The 18,924-nt window shown below is 48.4% G+C and carries 18 protein-coding genes, 1 tRNA gene and 1 riboswitch; of the genes, 7 read left to right on the top strand and 12 right to left on the bottom strand.

What is annotated here, in order from left to right; translation table 11 throughout:
* The first annotated feature begins 152 nt into the window (after window positions 1-152).
* From SB752_RS13335 to SB752_RS13320, 4 genes are read left to right on the top strand one after another with little or no spacing between them, the layout of a single operon-like run.
* Window positions 153-1,730 (top strand): spore germination protein, encoded by a 1,578-nt coding sequence (locus SB752_RS13335; protein ID WP_410716117.1) that lies wholly within the window; start codon window positions 153-155, stop codon window positions 1,728-1,730.
* On the top strand, window positions 1,727-2,833 hold the full coding sequence (locus tag SB752_RS13330) for a GerAB/ArcD/ProY family transporter (protein WP_410716116.1): 1,107 nt from the start codon (window positions 1,727-1,729) through the stop codon (window positions 2,831-2,833). The genes SB752_RS13335 and SB752_RS13330 overlap by 4 nt, the downstream gene beginning before the upstream one ends.
* A complete protein-coding gene (locus SB752_RS13325) occupies window positions 2,826-4,037 on the top strand; it encodes a Ger(x)C family spore germination protein (RefSeq protein WP_410716115.1) in 1,212 nt (403 codons plus the stop codon). The genes SB752_RS13330 and SB752_RS13325 overlap by 8 nt, the downstream gene beginning before the upstream one ends.
* A 22-nt stretch (window positions 4,038-4,059) precedes the next feature.
* Entirely contained in the window at window positions 4,060-4,209 is a 150-nt protein-coding gene (locus SB752_RS13320) for a hypothetical protein (protein WP_410716114.1), read from the top strand.
* Window positions 4,210-4,263: 54 nt separating this feature from the next.
* Here SB752_RS13320 and SB752_RS13315 read toward each other — a convergent pair whose 3' ends face one another.
* The 6 genes from SB752_RS13315 to SB752_RS13290 all read right to left on the bottom strand — a co-directional run bounded on the left by SB752_RS13315 (window position 4,264) and on the right by SB752_RS13290 (window position 8,622).
* Window positions 4,264-4,791 carry a type 1 glutamine amidotransferase domain-containing protein gene (locus SB752_RS13315; RefSeq protein WP_410716113.1) on the bottom strand — a complete coding sequence of 176 codons (528 nt, stop codon included), beginning with the start codon at window positions 4,789-4,791 and terminating at the stop codon, window positions 4,264-4,266.
* 203 nt (window positions 4,792-4,994) lie between these two features.
* Window positions 4,995-5,077, bottom strand: a tRNA-Leu gene (locus SB752_RS13310).
* A 162-nt stretch (window positions 5,078-5,239) separates the two neighbouring features.
* Window positions 5,240-6,439, bottom strand: a complete 1,200-nt coding sequence (locus SB752_RS13305) for a cytochrome P450 (RefSeq protein WP_410716112.1) — start codon at window positions 6,437-6,439, stop codon at window positions 5,240-5,242.
* A gap of 93 nt (window positions 6,440-6,532) precedes the next feature.
* On the bottom strand, window positions 6,533-7,549 hold the full coding sequence (locus tag SB752_RS13300) for an anti sigma factor C-terminal domain-containing protein (RefSeq protein ID WP_410716111.1): 1,017 nt from the start codon (window positions 7,547-7,549) through the stop codon (window positions 6,533-6,535).
* Window positions 7,539-8,063 carry an RNA polymerase sigma factor gene (locus SB752_RS13295; RefSeq protein ID WP_410716110.1) on the bottom strand — a complete coding sequence of 175 codons (525 nt, stop codon included), beginning with the start codon at window positions 8,061-8,063 and terminating at the stop codon, window positions 7,539-7,541. Before SB752_RS13295 ends, SB752_RS13300 begins: the two co-directional genes overlap by 11 nt.
* A 55-nt stretch (window positions 8,064-8,118) precedes the next feature.
* Complete coding sequence (locus SB752_RS13290; RefSeq protein WP_410716109.1) at window positions 8,119-8,622, bottom strand: hypothetical protein; 504 nt, start codon at window positions 8,620-8,622, stop codon at window positions 8,119-8,121.
* A 136-nt stretch (window positions 8,623-8,758) separates the two neighbouring features.
* Between SB752_RS13290 and SB752_RS13285 the strand changes: the two genes are divergently transcribed.
* The 3 genes from SB752_RS13285 to SB752_RS13275 all read left to right on the top strand — a co-directional run bounded on the left by SB752_RS13285 (window position 8,759) and on the right by SB752_RS13275 (window position 11,707).
* Complete coding sequence (locus SB752_RS13285; RefSeq protein WP_410716108.1) at window positions 8,759-8,986, top strand: hypothetical protein; 228 nt, start codon at window positions 8,759-8,761, stop codon at window positions 8,984-8,986.
* 108 nt (window positions 8,987-9,094) lie between these two features.
* A complete protein-coding gene (fosB, locus tag SB752_RS13280; RefSeq protein WP_410716107.1) occupies window positions 9,095-9,523 on the top strand; it encodes a metallothiol transferase FosB in 429 nt (142 codons plus the stop codon).
* Window positions 9,524-9,985: 462 nt separating this feature from the next.
* Window positions 9,986-11,707, top strand: coding sequence for a protoglobin domain-containing protein (locus SB752_RS13275; protein ID WP_410716106.1), 1,722 nt, complete (start codon window positions 9,986-9,988; stop codon window positions 11,705-11,707).
* Here the strand turns inward: SB752_RS13275 and SB752_RS13270 are convergent.
* The 6 genes from SB752_RS13270 to SB752_RS13245 form a co-directional block, all read right to left on the bottom strand.
* Window positions 11,704-12,822, bottom strand: coding sequence for a chymotrypsin family serine protease (locus tag SB752_RS13270; protein WP_410716339.1), 1,119 nt, complete (start codon window positions 12,820-12,822; stop codon window positions 11,704-11,706). The genes SB752_RS13275 and SB752_RS13270 overlap by 4 nt on opposite strands.
* A 193-nt stretch (window positions 12,823-13,015) precedes the next feature.
* Window positions 13,016-14,323: a nucleobase:cation symporter-2 family protein gene (locus SB752_RS13265; RefSeq protein ID WP_410716105.1), complete on the bottom strand. Its 1,308-nt coding sequence runs from the start codon at window positions 14,321-14,323 to the stop codon at window positions 13,016-13,018.
* Window positions 14,324-14,387: 64 nt separating this feature from the next.
* Window positions 14,388-14,957, bottom strand: coding sequence for a xanthine phosphoribosyltransferase (locus SB752_RS13260; protein ID WP_410716104.1), 570 nt, complete (start codon window positions 14,955-14,957; stop codon window positions 14,388-14,390).
* A gap of 221 nt (window positions 14,958-15,178) precedes the next feature.
* A riboswitch (purine riboswitch) is annotated at window positions 15,179-15,280 on the bottom strand.
* A gap of 454 nt (window positions 15,281-15,734) precedes the next feature.
* Complete coding sequence (gene rsgA / locus SB752_RS13255; RefSeq protein WP_410716103.1) at window positions 15,735-16,820, bottom strand: ribosome small subunit-dependent GTPase A; 1,086 nt, start codon at window positions 16,818-16,820, stop codon at window positions 15,735-15,737.
* Between the two features lie 246 nt (window positions 16,821-17,066).
* Window positions 17,067-17,309: a hypothetical protein gene (locus SB752_RS13250; RefSeq protein ID WP_410716102.1), complete on the bottom strand. Its 243-nt coding sequence runs from the start codon at window positions 17,307-17,309 to the stop codon at window positions 17,067-17,069.
* A 151-nt stretch (window positions 17,310-17,460) separates the two neighbouring features.
* Complete coding sequence (locus tag SB752_RS13245; RefSeq protein ID WP_410716101.1) at window positions 17,461-18,702, bottom strand: MFS transporter; 1,242 nt, start codon at window positions 18,700-18,702, stop codon at window positions 17,461-17,463.
* Window positions 18,703-18,924 lie beyond the last annotated feature (222 nt).

The following is an 18,924-nucleotide window of genomic DNA, read 5'->3' as shown; positions in this document are numbered from 1 at the left end:
TATTCTACCATGCCGAATGTATCATACCTTATGGGGTTGTTCAATTCTTTGTATGAAAGTTTATCCGTGGAATTTTCATCCGCATAATTTTCCTCTATTCTGGAAAAAATCGCACTAACATGATATTCGCATCCTGAACGGGAGGGACTTCCATGTTGCGAAGATTTTTGACTACGCGTCGCAAAAAGAAAACCTCCTCCCCCTTCATGCAAAAGGCATTGCATCAGCAATCGCCTCCCGTTTTGTTATCTACCAGCCTGCAGGAAAATATGGAGACAATTAAAACCGAGCTCGGAAATCCTCACGATCTGCTCGTCCGCTCGCTCTTGATCGGTAACAGCAGCCATACGTGTGCGGTCGTGGCCATTGATGGGCTCGTGAACAGTGACATGCTGCACGATCAGGTGTTAAGCCATATTCAACTCAACATATCCATGGCAGGAAAAAGCGTTCCCATCGAGCCAGAAATGATTCTCAGTTTGTTGTATGAAGAAGTGCTTTCTGTCAGCGAAATCAATAAATCCTGCACCTTAACCGATGTCATTGATTGTGTTCTCTCCGGCGATATTGGCCTCTTCGTAGATGGGGCAAGCGAAGTCATCATCATCGACAGCAAAGGCTGGAAAACGCGTGCTACGGAAGAGCCGGTCTCGGAGGGAGTCGTCCGCGGCCCGCGCGATGGCTTCACGGAAAGTATCCGAGACAACACGGTTCGCATCCGCAGACGGGTAAAGGATAAAAATCTGCGATTTGACGGCTCCTACGTGGGGGCACGCAGCAAAACCGAGCTTATTATCGCGTATATAGACAGCATTGTCGACCCTGAGATGCTCAGTGAAGTCAAGCGCAGAATCGCCACGATTGATATCGACGAGGTAGAGGAATCCGGCTTTGTCGAGCAGTGGATTGAGGATGATTTCATGTCTCCCTTTCCGCAGATCCATAATACGGAGCGACCCGACAAGGTGGCAGCCGCCCTGTTCCAAGGCCGTGTAGCCATTTTACTCGATGGCACACCCATGGTCCTGATTTTGCCCATCACAATCGGCTTTCTTCTGCACTCACCAGAGGATTATTACGAGCGGTGGATCGCTGGCACACTTGCTCGGCTACTCCGCTACCTCGCTGCTTTTTTAGCTGTTTTTTCGCCTGCTTTTTACATCTCACTGGTCACGTTTCATCCTGGACTTATTCCATCCGATCTCGCATTTTCGATTGCGGCTACACGGGATGGGGTTCCTTTTCCTGCCTTTGTAGAGTCACTCTTGATGGTCACCACGATGGAGCTGCTGCAAGAAGCAGGATTGCGCCTTCCCAAACCGATCGGTCAAACAGTCGGGATCGTGGGAGGTCTGGTTATTGGAGATGCAGCCGTATCCGCAGGCATCGTCAGTCCGGTCATGGTTATCGTCGTTGCACTCACTGCGATTGCTTCCTTTGCCATTCCTTCGTATCCTTTGGCCATTGCTTTTCGGATGATCCGTTTTCTCGCCATGTTTGCCGCTGCCATTTTTGGCATATACGGGGTCGTGCTGAGCTTTATCATGATCATGATCCATTTAACCAATTTGACGAGCATCGGCTATCCGTACCTAGCTCCTTTTACCCCTCAAATGCCCCAGGATTGGAAGGATTTGATCCTGCGAGCACCCATTACGTTTTTGCGGAAGCGACCGGGATCATTGCATCCAAAAGATGAAACACGCACAGGAACAGGGGACTCCACATGAGTGCACAAACGCTTGCTGAAAAGTTAATAAGCAAAAATCATATGGGGATCAACATTGCCTCTGTGACGATCGGAGTCGGCATCCTCACGTTTCCCCGTACGTTGGCAAAAGCAACCGGAGCGTTTGATGGTTGGATTTCGGTCATCCTGAGCGGATTAATTGCGTGGATAATTGGTTGTATGCTGGCAAAGCTAGCTGCTCGCTTTCCCCGGCAAACGTTTTTTGAGTATACGTCCATAATCGCATCCAAGCCTGTCGGATTCGTACTGACCTCTGTGGTCTGTGTGTACACCATGATGTTCGTCTCATTCGAAATCAGAGCCATCGGAAACATTGCAAAGCAGTATTTGTTCTACAATACGCCAGTCGAAATGATTACCCTGAGCTTTTTGCTGATCGTCCAATATGCGGTTGCCGGGTCACGCATTGCGATGCTGCGCTTGAACCTGCTGTTTCTCCCTGTTGTCTTTGTGGTGATAGCCATAGTGTTGTTGTTTACGACGCAGCTGGTTGAAATCGAGAATGTGCGCCCGTTTTTTTCCTCTGACTGGCGTTCTTTGCTCAAGGGCACAGAGGGAGTTGGTCTGTCCTACTCCGGCTTCGAAATCATTTTGTTTTACACCATGCTGATGCGAAATCCACAGGATGGACCACGGGCGATCGCGCTGGGGCTTGCCATACCCGTTCTGCTCTATTTGACGATTTATATGTTTGTCATCGGGGTGTTTTCGGCAGAGGTAGCTAAAAATCTCACCTACCCAACCATTGAGCTTGCTAAAGAGGTAGAAATCCCCGGCGGCTTTTTTGAACGTGTTGAATCGATCTTCTTCACCATTTGGATCATGACCATATTCAATACATGCGCCATGTGGCTGGATATCACAATCATCAATTTGACTTCGATGTTTAGGCGGATAACCAAGATTGTTTGGATTCTCATTCTCTCTCCACTCATCTATTTCATCGCAATGCTCCCGCAAAATCTGGTCGACTTTTTCTCGTTTGCCGATAGACTGACCTACTCTGGCTTTATCATTGTGTACCTCATTCCTATCATTCTCTTGCTTATGGCAAAGATGCGCGGGGTGAAAGGCCATGAATAAGCGTATCGTCTCTCTCAGCCTGTTCGTCACACTTTTGACCATGGTAGCCGGATGCTGGGATCAGGTTCAAATTGAGGAACGAGGATTTGTCGTCGGTGTAACGATTGATGTTCCACGGTCCAGCGAAGCGGAAAAAAAAGCGAATCAAGAGGCTCCTGATAAACCCAAAGGCAAACAGCGTTTTCTGATGACGCATCAAATTGTCATTCCCGGAGGTCTGATCTCAGGCTCGCAAGGAATCAGCGGCGGGCAAAATACGACAGATGAAGCCTTCCTCAATCTCGTCTCTGAGGGTGATTCCTTATTTGAAGTATCACGCGAGCTGTCTACCCGCATCAGTCGAAACCCCTTTTATCAGCACTTGAAAATCCTTGTCGTTTCAGAGGAAATCGCCCGCCAGGCATCAACGTTTACCGATGCAGTGGATATTCTTTTGCGAGACCCGGACTCGAGACGCAGCAGCAAGGTTTTCATTTCCAAAGGAGACGCCAGAAAGGTCATTGAGGTACGGCCCAAAACAGAAAAAATTCCTTCCCTTTATATCAATTCAGTAGGCGAAAACATCAACAAAAATTCGCGAATGCTACCCGAGGTTACAATTGGAGATGTGCATCAATATTTGTTGAATCAGTATAGCTTTGCCCTACCCCGTATCATTGCGGAAAAAGAAGAGGTGAAGGTCGCAGGCTCAGCCATTTTTTCCACAAAAAATAAATTAATCGGCTTTTTGGGCGAAGAAGAAACAGAAGGTCTCAATTTTCTTACGGGCCACGTTCAAGGCGGATTGCTGAAAGCACAGTACAAGGATGACCTGATCGTTTTAAATGTCCATGGAGCCAAGAAAAGTGTAGAAGCAGACACTCGGGACAAAAAACACATCAAGTTTACGATCAAGATTCAATGCGAAGGCACAATTTTTGAATCCTACGCCAAAATCGATTTATTGAATGCAGCCATCATGCAACAGCTGCAAGCGGCCTTTGCCAAAGAAATTGAGCGCTTGTGCCGTGACACCATCCGAAAAGTACACCATGATCTGAAAGCGGACGTTATTGGCCTTGGCAGCCATCTCAAGCAGACTCATTATTCCCTCTGGAAACAAATAAACGATGACTGGGAGCAGGGCCAAAAGCTTTTTGAAAAAAGCGAAATAAACGTAGAAGCGAATGTCTACATCCGCAACATTGGTGGAATCAACAAGTAAGAAAAAATAGGCGGTGCATAGGATGACCAGAATCTTCGGGGCTCTCCCTCCCTTTTTTACATTAGCAGGTGTCATTCTCTCGTTCTTGATCCCGTTTGTCGCTTACAAGATTACAAGCACGATAAAAAAGTACGGAAATCCCCCTTGGAAAAACGGGAACAACAGCGGGTAAGGAAAAAGGGCAGCCGAAATGTATCGGACATGCCCTTTTGTTTATTGAATTTCATTACGCTTGCTCAGCCAGCAAATCAGCAAATGCTTTGGCGTAAGAAGGCAGATCTGGTGGACGGCGCGAACCGACGATGTGTCCGTCTACTACCACCTCTTCATCCACCCAAGTAGCCCCTGCGTTTTCGATATCATCCTTAATCCCAGGCGTGGAGGTCGTTGTCACACCCCGAAGTATTTTCGCAGAAGCGAGTACCCAGCCAGCGTGGCAAATATGGCCGATAGGCTTTTTCGCCTCATGCATAGCGGCTACGAATGACAGCACCTCTGGATATCGGCGCAGTTTATCTGGCGCCCACCCACCTGGCACCAGCACACCAGCATAGTCAGCTGGATCAATTTCTGCCATGCCTTTATCCGTTTCACATGGAACACCGTATTTGCCTATGTACACATGATTTGCTTTTGGTCCAACGAGATGAACGACGGCTCCTTCTTCACGAAGTCGCAGAACCGGGTACCACAGCTCCAAATCCTCAAACTCACTTTCCACAAAACAAACGACTTGTTTCCCTGCAAGTCTCACCGTATCCGCCTCCTTTTGTCTCTATTATTGTAGCTTGTTCTGGAATGAAAAAAAGTGAGAAACAGGTCTAACTCACTGTTTCCCACCTTATTAGAAAACTTGGCTATGCCAAGCCTTTTGGCGTAGCCTTAGTTGCACTTATACTATCATCCTTACATCTTTATACTTTCCGATAGTATAACAAAAAATATGTATGGTGCTGATGGTGCCGGTAGAGGGACTTGAACCCCCACGGTTTCCCTCACGATTTTGAGTCGCGCGCGTCTGCCAATTCCGCCATACCGGCATATAGTAGGAGGTCCTAAAACCCATGTTGATCCAACCGCGTCATTCGACATTTTTCGCTATTTGCATCAACAATTAAATACTATATAGGTCATTTTGGGGAAAAGCAATACCGGATTTTTTTACCAGCTACAAAAGCCCTATACACCAGGCTTTATCCATTTCATTTTTCAAATGTTATCGGAAACTGCTTCACTCCGTAAACAAATGGGCTCGGAATCGGTGTAAGCTCTGTTCCGGACACAAACCGTATATGCTGCAATCTCTCTACGATAGCTTGGATCGCGATTTGGCCTTCTAGACGGGCGAGTGGCGCTCCCAGGCAAAAGTGAATACCGAAGCCGAACGCGAGATGCGCATTAGGCTTTCGATCCACGATAAAGGTATCAGGATCTTGGAATTTTGCCCTGTCACGATTGGCCGCTGCCACCCAGGATATCACTTGGTCATCCGCTTTAATTTGCGCATCCCCAATCTGCACATCCTTGGTTGCTACTCGACCGATCGCTTGAACCGGCGGATAAAATCGCAGGACCTCCTCGATGAAACCGGGAATGAGCGTTGGCTGCTCGCGAAGTGTCTGCTGTAATTTTTCATCCTCAGTCAGGCGGCGTACGGCATTTGTAATCAGATTGGTCGTCGTCTCGTTCCCCGCTGCTAGTAGAAGGATAGAGAAAATGATGATTTCTTTATCGTCGAGCTTTTCTCCGTCAATCTCTGCTGACAGGAGTAGGGAAATCAGGTCATCCTTTGGCTCCTGACGCCGCAGCTTCATGATTTCCGCAAAGTATACATCCAGCTCTTCGCGCGCCTGTGTTCTTTCCGCCATCACTTGAACGAATAGCTCTTCTGTATTTTTGGCTGGCCCCTTTACTAAAATATCCGACCAGTCTTTAAATAGCTTCCGATCCTTCGCCGGTACACCTAACAGCTCCGCGATGACGATGACAGGCAGCGGAACGGCGAGGTCGTGCACCATGTCCATTTTTTCCTCGTTTTGTACCGCATCCAATAGCTCATCCGTAATCGATTGGATGCGTGGAGCCAGATCGGCAATCACCTTTGGTGTAAAGGCTTTACTGACCAATGCCCTCATTTGTGTGTGCCTTGGTGGGTCCATCATGAGGATCGACTCATTTTCCTCCCCACCTCTTCTCGATGAAAAGGTAGCCGGGTCCTTCAAAATGCGATGAACATCCTCATAGCGAAAGACATCCCAGCAATTTCGATTTTCATCATAGCGAACAGGGGTTGTCTCCCGCAGTTGCTCAAAAATCGGAAAGGGGTTGAGCTTCTTCTCGATCGTATTTAAATCTTCCATCGGTATGATATTTGCGTACCGCTTCTTATTCGTTGTTTGCATATTTCATTTCTCCCATACTTGTCTTCTTGGTACATTCCTCCTCTATCGTCCCCATCCCATTCAATTTCATTCCTTACACGTGGGCCACTACCACTACCAATTCCATACCTCGATCCTGCCCAAACGGAATTCATGAAACTCCGGATCTTGCCCGAGCTTCTCTAGCTCACGCACAGGACCGGTGACAAGCGCTCCATAGACTGTGATGCCATGCTCTTTCAGATAAGCAAGGCGTGGCTCATCGTAGCTTTCGAATCTACTTTTCCCATTTGCCAGCACATACTCCAGGTCGGGAATCAACTGCTTTTCCGCACTCTCCACCGATTCTGTTAAATCAAAAGTCGTCTGTGACAGTCGCGATTTCTCGTCATAGAGCACTTCAGGTCTAAGCACCAGGAAAGGAACATAGGTCTCATCACCGCGAGAATGGGAGGGCTCAAACGTCTTTAGCTCTCCTGCGTACACAGGCATTTGTAAAATGGAGACGTCGTACTTGGAAAGCAACTTGCGCATTTGCTCCGGCGATTGCGGATCGATGGAGGACAGGGCCATTTCCGCCACATAACCGTCGGAGATGTGCTTGAGCTGATCCCATATATAGTCCTGTTCTTTTCGTTCTTTGATCGGGCTGTCGCCAGTCAGTGAACGCGGCAACGCAAATTGAAATGTCCCATCTCGATCATCCAATTCTTTTTTCTGATAGTTGATCTGATAGCTTATTTCTCCCCAGAAAGGCTTTTTCACGGTTACCGCCCCGACAACGAGCTCCCATTTGCCAATCTGTTTGTATAATGGCATCGTCGTCTCCTGTGTCAGTAACGGAGACAGCTCAACGGACGTATGATCCCACTTGCCGACCTTCAAGCCTGAGTAATGCGTCTCGATAAGTGTCGTGGCATAGCGAACCAATGCTTCTTCCTTTCCAAGCTGCTTGTAGCCAATCTGGATGGCCATCATATAGAGTGCATACAAAAACCAAATGATCAAAAGAATATGTACAATGTTTCGCCATAGAGTAAATCGTGCTTTCCATACCATTCGCCTTGCTTTTTTCTCGTCCCATTGCAAGATCGGCTCTTGCCAGTCCTTTAACAGCTTGTCATCTTCCATCTCGCTTACCTCCTTCGGCTCGGGCTTCCCACTCCCGAAATTTTTCTCTTGCCCGGTACAGAGTGACTTTCACCTGATCCAGGCTCAAATCGAGTGTTGCGCCCAGCTCTTGGTAGCTAAAACTCTCGATCTCACGCAAATACAAAATGGTACGCATTCTTTCCGGGAGCTGCTGCATGACCCACTCTACTTTCTCTTTATCTTCCTTTTGACGTAATGCGACTTCCGGCTCGTATGTATGTGAAGCTGCTGGAATCAGTCTTTTGATGTTTTCCAGCATTTTTTGCTCAGACGTTTGCCTGCGCAGCCAATCGACGTAAAGGTTGCGAGCTACCTTATAGAGCCACGCCCTAACTTGTCTGGCATCCTGAATTGAGAGGGAGAGCATGGCGCGGTAAAAGGTTTCCTGCAGCAGCTCCTCGGCGACCTCGCGTGAACCACACATGCGAAATAAATAACGGTACAGCGGATATTGATAATCAGCGAATAACTCGCTCCATGTCTGCGCCTTCATCTCCCACCTCCTCTCTTATCAACGAAGTCGCCCGTAAAATGTTACCAACTTTTTTTCATGCCCTTTTTCGCCTTCTCCTTCCGACACATGGCGCACAGCATCCGGCAAAAGGGCCCCGGCGTCTAAAATCACGTGGCAAATTAAACGGATAATCCAAGGGATGACGACCGAATACGATCCAGCGTCCATCTTGGCGTTTTTTCAATTGATACACACGGAAAAAACGATCACTTGGGTCAAATTGAAACCAGACAGCAAGCGTAACACACCTTGCGCCCTCGGAAAGCACCTGAGCTTTGATGATCGGGGGCGCTCCAATCCCATCGCCTACCGGGATAGCCAGCTGGCCATTGATTCGGCGCAAATCGAGGTTGCCGATCACACGACTTGCCAAGCAAGGAGTCATTGTTTTTTCTAAAAACCTGCGAATTTTCTGCTTCGAATTAAATTTTGTCGGCAAAATATTGCCGCGTTCTCCCACCCTTTTGTTTGCTGAAAAAACGATGGTCCAAAAAGCCTGTTCAGTCTGCCGGACTACTTGCACCCATTTCTTTTTCATTAGGCATACCTCCCTCCTAAAAGGGTATGCATCCAGTGGTGTAAGCGGTTGGGCTGTGCCTGCCTACATATTCATTCGTGAAGAAGGACATAGTAGCATGGTGTGCCAAAGATCATTTACACGGAGGAGAAGAATCATGCCTAGCCAGATCAATACGGATTCACTCAAAAAAGCTGAAGTAGCTGCTACTCTTGCAAAATCAATGATTACCCAAGCAATCGAACAATCTGCCGCCAACCCTCAGCTAGCTGAGGAGGCGCTAAAGACTGCTTCACAAGAAATTGCTCAGGCGCAAACAATGGTGTCGCAGGTCCAATCCACTATTCAAACCCAGCAGCAGCAACAACAACAGCAAAAATCATAAAAGCTCCTGTACATGTAAAAACAGGCAGACCCTGCGTCTTCACGGGTTTGCCTGTTCTTCTTCACTCTTTTACAATGAGAAAAAACGATTGTGAAAGAGGGGATTTGCTTGCTACCACAGCTTAAAGGAATTAACCATCTATTGTTCTCTGTGTCCGATCTGGAGAGGTCCTTTTGCTTTTATCGTGACGTGATGGGTGCCAAACCACTCGTACGCGGAAGAAAGCTCGCTTATTTTGATTTGCATGGGCACTGGCTCGCTATCAACGAGGAGCAAGACATTCCCCGTAATGAAATTGCCCACTCTTATACACACATGGCCTTTTCGATTGATGAAGCCTCGTTTGATACCTGGAAAACTCACTTGGAGAAGCATGGTGCCAACATATTGCCAGGACGCGAACGCGATGAGCGAGACAAGCGCTCTCTTTATTTCACCGATCCGGATGGTCACAAATTCGAGCTGCACACGGGCACCCTGCAAGACCGTCTCTCCTATTACCGTGAAGAAAAAGGGCACATGACTTTTTTTGAATAAGTACTCAGGTTCTTTTGTTATAGAAGGAAATGATTCGATATACAAAAAAGGCCAAACCGGCAAAGCCCGCTATCCCTGCAAAAATCAGCAGCGGATACAATGTGGAAAATATCATGCTGCCCAGAAACACTAGAAAGCAACCGATGAATCCGAGTACGTTTGGAAATATATTATTTTTTTTCATAGATAAAAATCATTACCTTTCTTTTCACTATTCTTTCATTATAAAGGAAGACTCCACTCGATAAACATTCACAAATTTACAATAGTTCAATAGTAGCAGTTTGATCCTCGTGATATTATGATGGAAGTAACCAGAATTGATTTCAGTGTGCTTGCAACTGACCTATTCGTTTGGTGATAGGTCAGTTTTTCTTGTACAGACCGCTGGGCATTATGGTTCATTCGGAACGGTATATTTATTCGTAGAGAATGCATGAGAGCAAAACGCGGAGGGATAGTATGTTTGTTAAGCGGGGGGAATCTGCCACAGCCACCAAGATTCAGCCAAGCGATATACCAGTGACAGAGCAATTGGAAGGAAAAGTAAAATTTTTGCAGCTCAATCAAGCAGACCTGGAACGCATGAAGCAATTGGAGCCGTTACTGACAAAACATCTCGACGCAATCACCGACCGCCATTACCAAATGCTTCACGAATATTCCCATTTGATGCATATCATCGAGTCAAACACAACGATAGATCGCCTGTCTAAATCATTTCGAAACTATTTGCAATCACTGCCAAATGCGCAGCTGGACAATACATATGTAAAAGGCAGAGAAAAAATCGGCGAGGTCCACAGCAGAATCGGTCTTGCCCCTGAGTGGTACACGGGATCCTATTTGCGGGTGTATGAGTATTTGATCCCTTCCGTCGTCTCTACCTACACAAAAAAACCACAGGAAACATCCGAGATTTTGCTTGCACTGATCAAGCTGCTGACACTCGATTCGCAGATCGTCCTACAATCGTATCAGGAAGATACGGATTACAAAGTAGTGGACCGACTCGGACAAGTACTGGAGCTCGTCATGCAGATCGATAAGATTAAACATGTTCTCGATACGGTAGAAACGACTACAGACGAAGCGAGCAACGTCCGGTTTGCCGCTGAACAGCTTAGTCAGTCCGTACAAAAAGTGGCCCAGTCTGCTGTTTTGGTAGCCGAGAATGCTACTACGACCATGGAGCAAGCTACAACTGGTAAAGAAATTATCCAGGCATCGCTCAAGAGCTTTCTTTCGATGGCTGATGAGTTCAATGACATGCAGGCGAAAATTTCTCAGCTCATGGCAACTATTGAAAACGTTTCCCAAGTTGTTCAGGTCATCCGCAGCGTCGCTGATCAAACAAATCTGCTAGCACTGAACGCTTCCATCGAGGCGGCGCGTGCTGGTGAGCATGGACGCGGCTTTGCGGTTGTTGCCGAGGAAGTCCGCAAGCTGGCCGAGCAAACGAAGCAATCCGTGCAAAACATTACCTCCACAATGCAGAACGTGCAGCAAGAAGCCAGTCAAGTCAAAGACTCGGCAGCTCAGATGAGTGAGCATTTCAGCAAGGAAGCCATTCAGACCCGTGACGCGATCGACCTGATGGGCGACATCGTCCAAAATATCGAAAAGGTTGGCCATTCAACTGGACATATCGCTGCACAAGCCGAAGAACAATCTGCCGCCACCGATGACATTTCCGAGCGAATCTCACAGGTCCAGTCCAATATGGAGCAAATCGCTGAACACGTATCCCATGCCGGGAAAAACGTCTATGACATCGGGGCAGGCATTAATGAACTGCATAAGCTCAGCATCAGTCAGCTGAATCAATTGAAAGCGAAGCATCATTTGCGTATCGTCAAAACTGATCATCTGTTATGGAAATGGTGGCTGTACAACTACATGCTAGGCTACCACAAGATCGAGGAAAAAGATTTGGTTGACCATCTGCAATGTCGTTTGGGCGTCTGGTATCACGAAGCAAAAAATGATCCAAAAATCAACTCTCTGCCCTCTTTCCAGCAATTAGATGCACCACACCGGAAGTTTCACGAGGTAGTCCGCAATGTCTATCTATTGGTCAAGGCGGGCAAACAGGATGAGGCTGAGGCTGTCTTTCAAAGCTTGGAAGCCATCTCGGAGGATGTCTTACATTGCCTCGACCAATTGTCTGCCGACATGCGTTAATGCACCTCTTTGCGTTGGTGCTTCCTTCTACTTGTCTTTAGAGCTCTTTTGGTCACAATCGTACCCAATTGTGCCGCAGATAATGGCTGCGTGCGCATTGGGTTCTTTTGCTTTCGACCGTTAGTGCGTATCTGTCCACGACTACCCGCTGCTCTTGCTACACGGATACCAAAAGCCTGCATCGCCCATTGAATCGGAAAGGCAATAGAACGTCTGCCATCAGCCGAGCCTGCAAAATTGACGGCTGCCGCATAGTTGCTCGCTGTAAGCCAGACGGAGCCGGAATCACCAGGCAATGAGACCGCTACTGCCCCGCGAATGACCGTTTGGTTGCGAAAACGAATCGTTCCAAGCCCGGCATGATTGCCATAATCAACGTCAATATCTGTATGGATCGACTCTACAACCCCGCTGACTCGTCCCGACGTCCGTCCCACCTTTTTGAATCGATTCCCCACGCCGTAGGAGCGCACATGTCCACGCACCACTCCAACTGTCGCGTATCGTGGAGCCAAGAGTCGATTGGCTGTCGGGATCGATAAGGCCGCATCGATGTAGTTAACCCCATTTTTGCGCAGACGAACAAAGCGATACAACCGCCCGATTCGATCTCTACCTGAGCGACCACCGTCCGCTCCCCCTGGCTGTATCGTCTCGGTATAGCCCCCTGTATTGTTTCTATTAAGGACATGATTGTTGCTAAACAAATACCGCTGTGCACTCCGGGAAGCACTTTGGACGATCAGACCGGCTGTGCCCGAGGCTCCCGGATAGCCTACACTGTAGCCCGCGATGACCGGACGAATTCTGCCGCGATATTGTCTGGCGGAAGCCCTGTCCCGAACCTGTACATGGCAGCAGCACCGCCCCGAGGTGATGGTCCGAACCGGAACAGCTACTCGTCCGGCTGCTTTTACACTTCGGACAGAAACAGATCGCGGGCAGCTTCTTTTTACCGAGGCGCTTGCATTTACTGTGTACAAAACAATGCAAGCCCCGTCTTTTCTATCTTTTTCGTTCGCATAGCCGATTCCAATGCCTATGACACCCGGCATCTTTTTCCACCGTTTGACCAAATGCTGCTTGGCTTGCATGGCTTCCCGAAAAGTGACCATCTCTCCCCGTCCTCTCACAAATAATCCGATACATTGCCATCGTATGCTGTATGCAGGGAGGGTCACGGGGCTTATAACACTGCGTGAAGAGAAAAAGGCTGGAGCTTCTGGCTGGCTCCATGTAAAAAGCGTAAACGCGTGCAAAGTAGAAAAAGCCATCCTCTACCCTCGTAGAGAATGGCTTTTTCGCTAATTAGGAAGCTTCGGAGATAGCATTTGCAGGCGTTGTCTGTGCCTTTTTGTTGGTATGCACGAGCAGAATGTTGAGCACAACCGCGGTCAAAGAGCCTGTCACGATGCCGTTTTGCATCATCATTTTCATCAGTGTCGGCAGTTGGTCGAACATCGTCGGCACAGTTGCTGAGCCAAGTCCTACTGCGATACTGCATGCAGCGATCAGCAGGTTTTCGTTCTTGCGCAAATCGACCTGAGACAAAATGTTGATCCCGGAAGCTACAACCATCCCGAACATCGCGATCATCGCTCCACCGAGAACTGCACTCGGGACAACGGTCGTCAGAGCAGCCAGCTTTGGCAACAGACCGAGAACGACGAGAATTCCGCCTGCTCCGATCATGACATCGCGTGATTTGATACCCGTCAACGACACAAGACCCACGTTTTGGGAAAACGCGGTGTACGGGAATGCATTGAAAATTCCCCCGAGCACGATAGCTACGCCTTCTCCGCGCAAGCCTTTCACAACATCTTTATTGGTGACTTCTGTATTGGTCACTTTTCCAAGAGCAAAATAAACGCCTGTAGACTCAGCCATGCTGATGATATTCACCAGGATCATCGTCAAAATGGCAACGATACTAAACTGCGGTGTTCCAAAATAAAAAGGTTCTACGACACTAAACCAGGAAGCAGTCGCTACGTTTGCAAAGCTGACCATTCCCATCATGTACGCTGCGATCGTACCGACAGCCAGACCGAGTAATACCGAGATCGCGCGAATGAAGCCTGTAAAGAAACGATTAATAAGCAAGATGATGACGAGTGTACCTAAAGCGAGGAGCAAATGCTCCGGTGCACCAAAGTCAGGTTTTGTTGCATCTCCGCCAGCGGCGTTGGTCATCGCTACCGGAATCAAAGACAGCCCGATAATGGTAACGACAGAGCCTTGCACCACGGTCGGGAAAAAGCGGAGGAGCTTGCCAAACAGCGGAGCAGCGAAAACGACGAACAAACCTGAAATAATAATAGCCCCATACGCTGTCGCCAAGTTTGTCGAGGAAGCGATGGCAATAATCGGTCCTACTGCTGTAAAGGTACAGCCGAGCACGACTGGCAGACGAATCCCTGTGTAGCGCGTGCCTACTACCTGTAGCAAGGTTGCGATCCCACTCGTAAACAAGTCAGCCGCAATCAAGTAAGCGATTTGGAGCGGTGTCAGCTTCAGTGCTGCGCCGATAATCAAGGGCACGACGACAGCTCCGGCATACATGGCTAAAACGTGCTGCAATCCCAGGGTGACAACCTTTTGTTTGGATAGCATGTGTGTTTGTTTCTCTCCTCTAGTGTAGTGTCATAAAACCGCTGCCTGTAATGCGTTTATGCAATTAAATGAACTGAATTCCTTCTGGAGACATCGATTGGATACGAGCCAGTGATTCGATGCGAACCCCTTGCTCCTCTAGCAGGCCGCGACCTTCCTGAAAGCTTTTTTCAATGACTGCCCCTACCCCTACGAGATGAGCGCCTGCATCCTTGATAATTTGCGTCAGACCTACCAGCGCAGCACCTGTAGCTAAGAAATCATCGACAATCAGAACACGATCATCGGGTGACAGGTACTGGCGTGACACGCTGATCTGATACGTTTCTTGACGGGTAAAAGAATGAACAGGTGCGGAGTAGACTTCTTCTGTCAAGGTGACTGCCTTTTTCTTTTTTGCATAGACAAACGGTACACCCAGTGCGAAAGAGGTTGCCAGCGCAAAATGGATCCCGCTTGCTTCGATCGTCAAAACCTTTGTAATCGGCTCGTCCGCAAAAAGCTCGGCAAAACACTTGCCAATATTCATTGTCAATTGCGGGTCTACCTGGTGGTTTAAAAAAGCATCTACTTTTAATACGGACGCGGACAACACCTTGCCGTCCTGTACAATGCGGTCTTGCAATTCTTTCATCTGATTTTCCCCCTCGAATGATCCCTACATGATCCCAATAAAATAAATAAAGCCCAGAGCGGACAGGTCACGAGCTGGCTGAAAACACAAACCAACACGAAGTGAAACCTGTCCCTCTGGGCTTTTCTCCCTCAGGTGTAACACGCATCGAGCGTGCCAGCGCCGCTTGGACCAGCCCTCTCACCCCTGCCTATTAGCTGGCAGAACAGGAGAAGCGGAACCCTAGACGCTCTTTCACTCGTAGTCAGGTGATTTACGGTCACCCGGTAGAAACTGCTGGGCCTTATTCCCAAAATTATACGAGCATGAATATGATGGGGCACCTAAAAAGTCGCGACATCAGCTTCGATGCGCAAGCGTCACTTTTGGCGGTGCTCATATGCTTTTTTGATAAAATCAAATCTATCATATGTGTCGGCTGGGGGGCAAGCGTTAATTTTTGACGGGGGTTGGGCGCGTAGTTGTCTGATAGGCTGTAGTGGAGGAGAGGAAACAGGAAAAAACGCTCCAGGTACTTGGAACACTAGCGCCGGGGATTCACTGCACGGCTCCGTTGAAAAAGGGAAACCGCGTCCAAAGTAGCGGTTTCATGGAGTGCCTCAGAGGTGGACGCTTAAAGGCGTGTTTCCCTTTTTCCACTCCGCCTCGGGCGGTGTCCCAAAGACCTTCGCTTTTTTCTCCTGTTTCCTCTCACCAGCCTCGGTCTTCCACCTGGCTTTTTTTATGACAGGTAAAGGAAAAATATCAAAAAGCCCTCGATTTCTCGAGGGCTTTGGGTTAGCGCTTTGGCTTTCTTTGGCGCATTTCTACGTTGATTTTTTTCCATTTGTCTTTTTCAGCGGCTTGCAGTTTGGCGTCTTCCTTTCGTGCCAGATGAGCCAGTTCTCTTTGCAGCTTGAGGTAGCTGTCAAAGCGGGCTTTTTCCAGGCTGCCATCCTCGATAGCTTCACGGACGGCGCAGCCGGGCTCTCGTACGTGCTGGCAGTCGTTGAAGCGGCATGCTTCGGCGATGGATTCAATATCGTCAAAAGCGCCGCGGAAGCCCTCATCTGCTTCCCATAGCTGCAGCTCGCGCATACCTGGTGTATCAATCATCAAACCGCCATCAGGCAACAGGAACAGCTCACGGTGAGTCGTTGTATGGCGACCGCGATCGTCACCCTCACGCACCTCACTGACGCGCTGCATCTCGCTGCCGCTCAGCTTGTTGATCAAGGTAGACTTCCCTACCCCCGATGAACCCATCAAAGCAATCGTCTTGCCTTCACCCAAATAGGGTGCGAGCTGCTCCAAGCCTTCTCCCTGCTCGGCGCTCACTACATGGAAAGGCACCCCGATTGCCACCGACTCAACCTCAGCCAGACGTGCATCCAGATCGTCGCACAAATCAGCTTTGCTGAGCACGATCACAGGAGACGCTCCACTTTCCCATGCGAGAATGAGATAACGCTCCATCCTGCGTATATTAAAGTCATTATTCAGTGCATTGACGAGAAATACTGTATCTACGTTGGCAGCTACAATCTGTTCTTCGACTGTATCTCCGGCAGCCTTGCGCGAAAACTTGCTCTTGCGTGGGAGCAAGGCATGAATCGAGGCTTTTTTCTCCTCTACGCGCGGGCTAATCACAACCCAGTCTCCAACAGCCGGATAATCCTCGCGGCCTGTTGCCTCATATCGCAGCTTGCCTGTTATCTCGCCCAAGAGCTCGCCGTGCTCACTCAAGAGACGATAGATGCGTTTATGTTCCAGCGTGATACGTCCTACGCTGTAGCCTTGTGCGGCATAAGGGGCAAAATGATTGGCAAAATATTCATTCCAGCCCAATGTTTTCAATGCTTGCTCGTTTGTTAGATGATTCACTACGGATTCCCCCTGCAAATGGTTAAATAAATGGCTTTCGCCAAACCAGTCACAGTCGAATCCTCATTTTGGTGAACGGCTTATTGTTCGCTTGAAAGGAGGATTCCTGCGACCCCGATACCTACACTCTGTACGATATTTGTGTTTGACATATAACATCTCTCCTTTTCAAACCGAACGAACCATTCAGGTTTGGATTCATATTTCCCAGTTATTGTACCACGAAATTCAGGTGATGCAACAGAGTTAGTCTCCCCCGCCTCCGCCGCCATCTCCACCACCGCTGTCGCCGCCACTGTCGTAGCCACCATGGTGTCCGTCATGATGATGGTGATTGTGGTGATGATGATGGTGATCGTCTACGTAAAATGGCGTGCTGCTATCCGAGGAAGAGGAATAAGAGCGTCTGCTTACACCTTTTTTGGCTTTGGACGCCAGGACCAGCATAACGACCACAAACACAATGACGACGATGATGAACAACTCCATCAGCCTCACGTCCTTTCTGAATTACTGGAAAGTAATTGCATAGTTAATTATATCATACGAACCGAGTAGGACCGTAATGGACCGTGTCCAGGTTCACCACGAAAAAGGCAAAGGCACATACTCCTTATCGAGTACGTGCCTTTTTTGGGCATTACCGTTTTCGCAACACGCGTCCAAATACAACTAGGATCGGCGTCAGCAAAACTCCTGCTACCACCAACGAGGCGCGAATGGACAAGCGATGTCCGATCCATCCCACTACAGGTCCGCCTGCTGTTTGTCCGAGTGCATTCGATTGACTCATCATCGACAAGACTGTCGCACGAACACTGCTTTCAATATTCAAGTTAATCCATGTATCGTAGAGCGGGCTGCTCAACGCTTCAATGACCCCAATCAAGAGAAGGCATGCCAACGCCCATTCAAAGCTGGGGGACAAGGCAAAGGAGATCACTGCCGCAATCTTTAATCCTGTCAGGACAAACATGCCGACTACGACAACGCGTTCGTTGTTCACATCTAGCCGCTTTTCCGCGATCCGCACAGCCACCAGACTAAGAAGTGCAGAAATCGCCGCGATGATACCAAACCACATCGGCATCGATAATGTCTCTACTTGTGGAAATCCGATCTCCGTAATCAAATTTGCTTCCCAGAGTCGGTCATACCCTTCCGACGCGGCGCCAGTAAACAGCGTGACTAGCAAAATCAGAAACAGGATTGGTTGACTGCGTATAACCTTCGCACCTGATAGCCATGTCGTAGTCATTTCTTTCAAATGCGACGTGCCTTCTTCTCGCTCCTTGCGTACAAAGGTGGTCTCTTTCATAAACAGGATCAAAAACACGCCGAGGAGCAAATACAAGATCCCTCCAACCAAATACGGCAAGTTCGGCGCCAATGTCGATAACCCAACGCTAAGGGCAATTCCAAGCAAGGTCGCCAGCAGAGCATAACGCTTCCCACTCATGAAAATGGTGCCGATTTTCTCTTCGCCAACCTCATCAACGATCCACGCTGTATCCGCTCCACTGACAAAGGTATCTCCTACCCCATAAAAAACTTGGGCCAAAAGCAACCAGACCATCACGGGAATGAATGGAACCAATCCCTCAAGTACCGGAATGACACCTTGCATGGCAAACCCTGTACCAATCACGAACATTCCGATAATAACGGACAATTTCCGACTGTACGTGTCAGCGACTACACCCGTCACACCCTCGAAGAGCAAGACAGCCAGCTCCAGAACCATTCCGATCAGCAGCAGCTCAAACGGATTGAGTCCTAGCGCTGTAATGTAATAAATCGCATAAGTCGTAAACATCGTCGTATTGGCGAGCGATGTTATAAAACGCTTGATCATATAAACCTTGGTTGCATCTAAAAACATCGAGACAGTATCCACCTTTCAGGCAGAGGACACGCTCGTTTTCACATACGCAATCGATTCTACAGCCAAATCATAAGTAGCGAAACTACGTACGTGCCACTCTACCGCTCATCATTTTTCCTACCTGTACTTGCGTGCTCTCAACAAATGTTTTTAACATTTTCTTACACCTCCGAAAGTAATTAGTCCCTATTATAAACGATTCCTATGAAAAAGTCTGAT

The organism is Brevibacillus sp. SIMBA_040 (assembly GCF_046535075.1).
Taxonomy (GTDB): domain Bacteria; phylum Bacillota; class Bacilli; order Brevibacillales; family Brevibacillaceae; genus Brevibacillus.
The sequence above is the reverse complement of the archived record's forward strand: the minus strand, read 5'-3'. Positions and strand labels throughout refer to the sequence as shown.

Coding starts and splice junctions, on each gene's coding strand:
- SB752_RS13335 (WP_410716117.1), top strand. CDS start 153: ATGTTGCGAAGATTTTTGACTACGCGTCGCAAAAAGAAAACCTCCTCC.
- SB752_RS13330 (WP_410716116.1), top strand. CDS start 1,727: ATGAGTGCACAAACGCTTGCTGAAAAGTTAATAAGCAAAAATCATATG.
- SB752_RS13325 (WP_410716115.1), top strand. CDS start 2,826: ATGAATAAGCGTATCGTCTCTCTCAGCCTGTTCGTCACACTTTTGACC.
- SB752_RS13320 (WP_410716114.1), top strand. CDS start 4,060: ATGACCAGAATCTTCGGGGCTCTCCCTCCCTTTTTTACATTAGCAGGT.
- SB752_RS13305 (WP_410716112.1), bottom strand. CDS start 6,439: ATGCAAACAACGAATAAGAAGCGGTACGCAAATATCATACCGATGGAA.
- SB752_RS13300 (WP_410716111.1), bottom strand. CDS start 7,549: ATGGAAGATGACAAGCTGTTAAAGGACTGGCAAGAGCCGATCTTGCAA.
- SB752_RS13295 (WP_410716110.1), bottom strand. CDS start 8,063: ATGAAGGCGCAGACATGGAGCGAGTTATTCGCTGATTATCAATATCCG.
- SB752_RS13290 (WP_410716109.1), bottom strand. CDS start 8,622: ATGAAAAAGAAATGGGTGCAAGTAGTCCGGCAGACTGAACAGGCTTTT.
- SB752_RS13285 (WP_410716108.1), top strand. CDS start 8,759: ATGCCTAGCCAGATCAATACGGATTCACTCAAAAAAGCTGAAGTAGCT.
- SB752_RS13275 (WP_410716106.1), top strand. CDS start 9,986: ATGTTTGTTAAGCGGGGGGAATCTGCCACAGCCACCAAGATTCAGCCA.
- SB752_RS13270 (WP_410716339.1), bottom strand. CDS start 12,822: ATGGTCACTTTTCGGGAAGCCATGCAAGCCAAGCAGCATTTGGTCAAA.
- SB752_RS13265 (WP_410716105.1), bottom strand. CDS start 14,323: ATGCTATCCAAACAAAAGGTTGTCACCCTGGGATTGCAGCACGTTTTA.
- SB752_RS13260 (WP_410716104.1), bottom strand. CDS start 14,957: ATGAAAGAATTGCAAGACCGCATTGTACAGGACGGCAAGGTGTTGTCC.
- SB752_RS13250 (WP_410716102.1), bottom strand. CDS start 17,309: ATGGAGTTGTTCATCATCGTCGTCATTGTGTTTGTGGTCGTTATGCTG.
- SB752_RS13245 (WP_410716101.1), bottom strand. CDS start 18,702: ATGTTTTTAGATGCAACCAAGGTTTATATGATCAAGCGTTTTATAACA.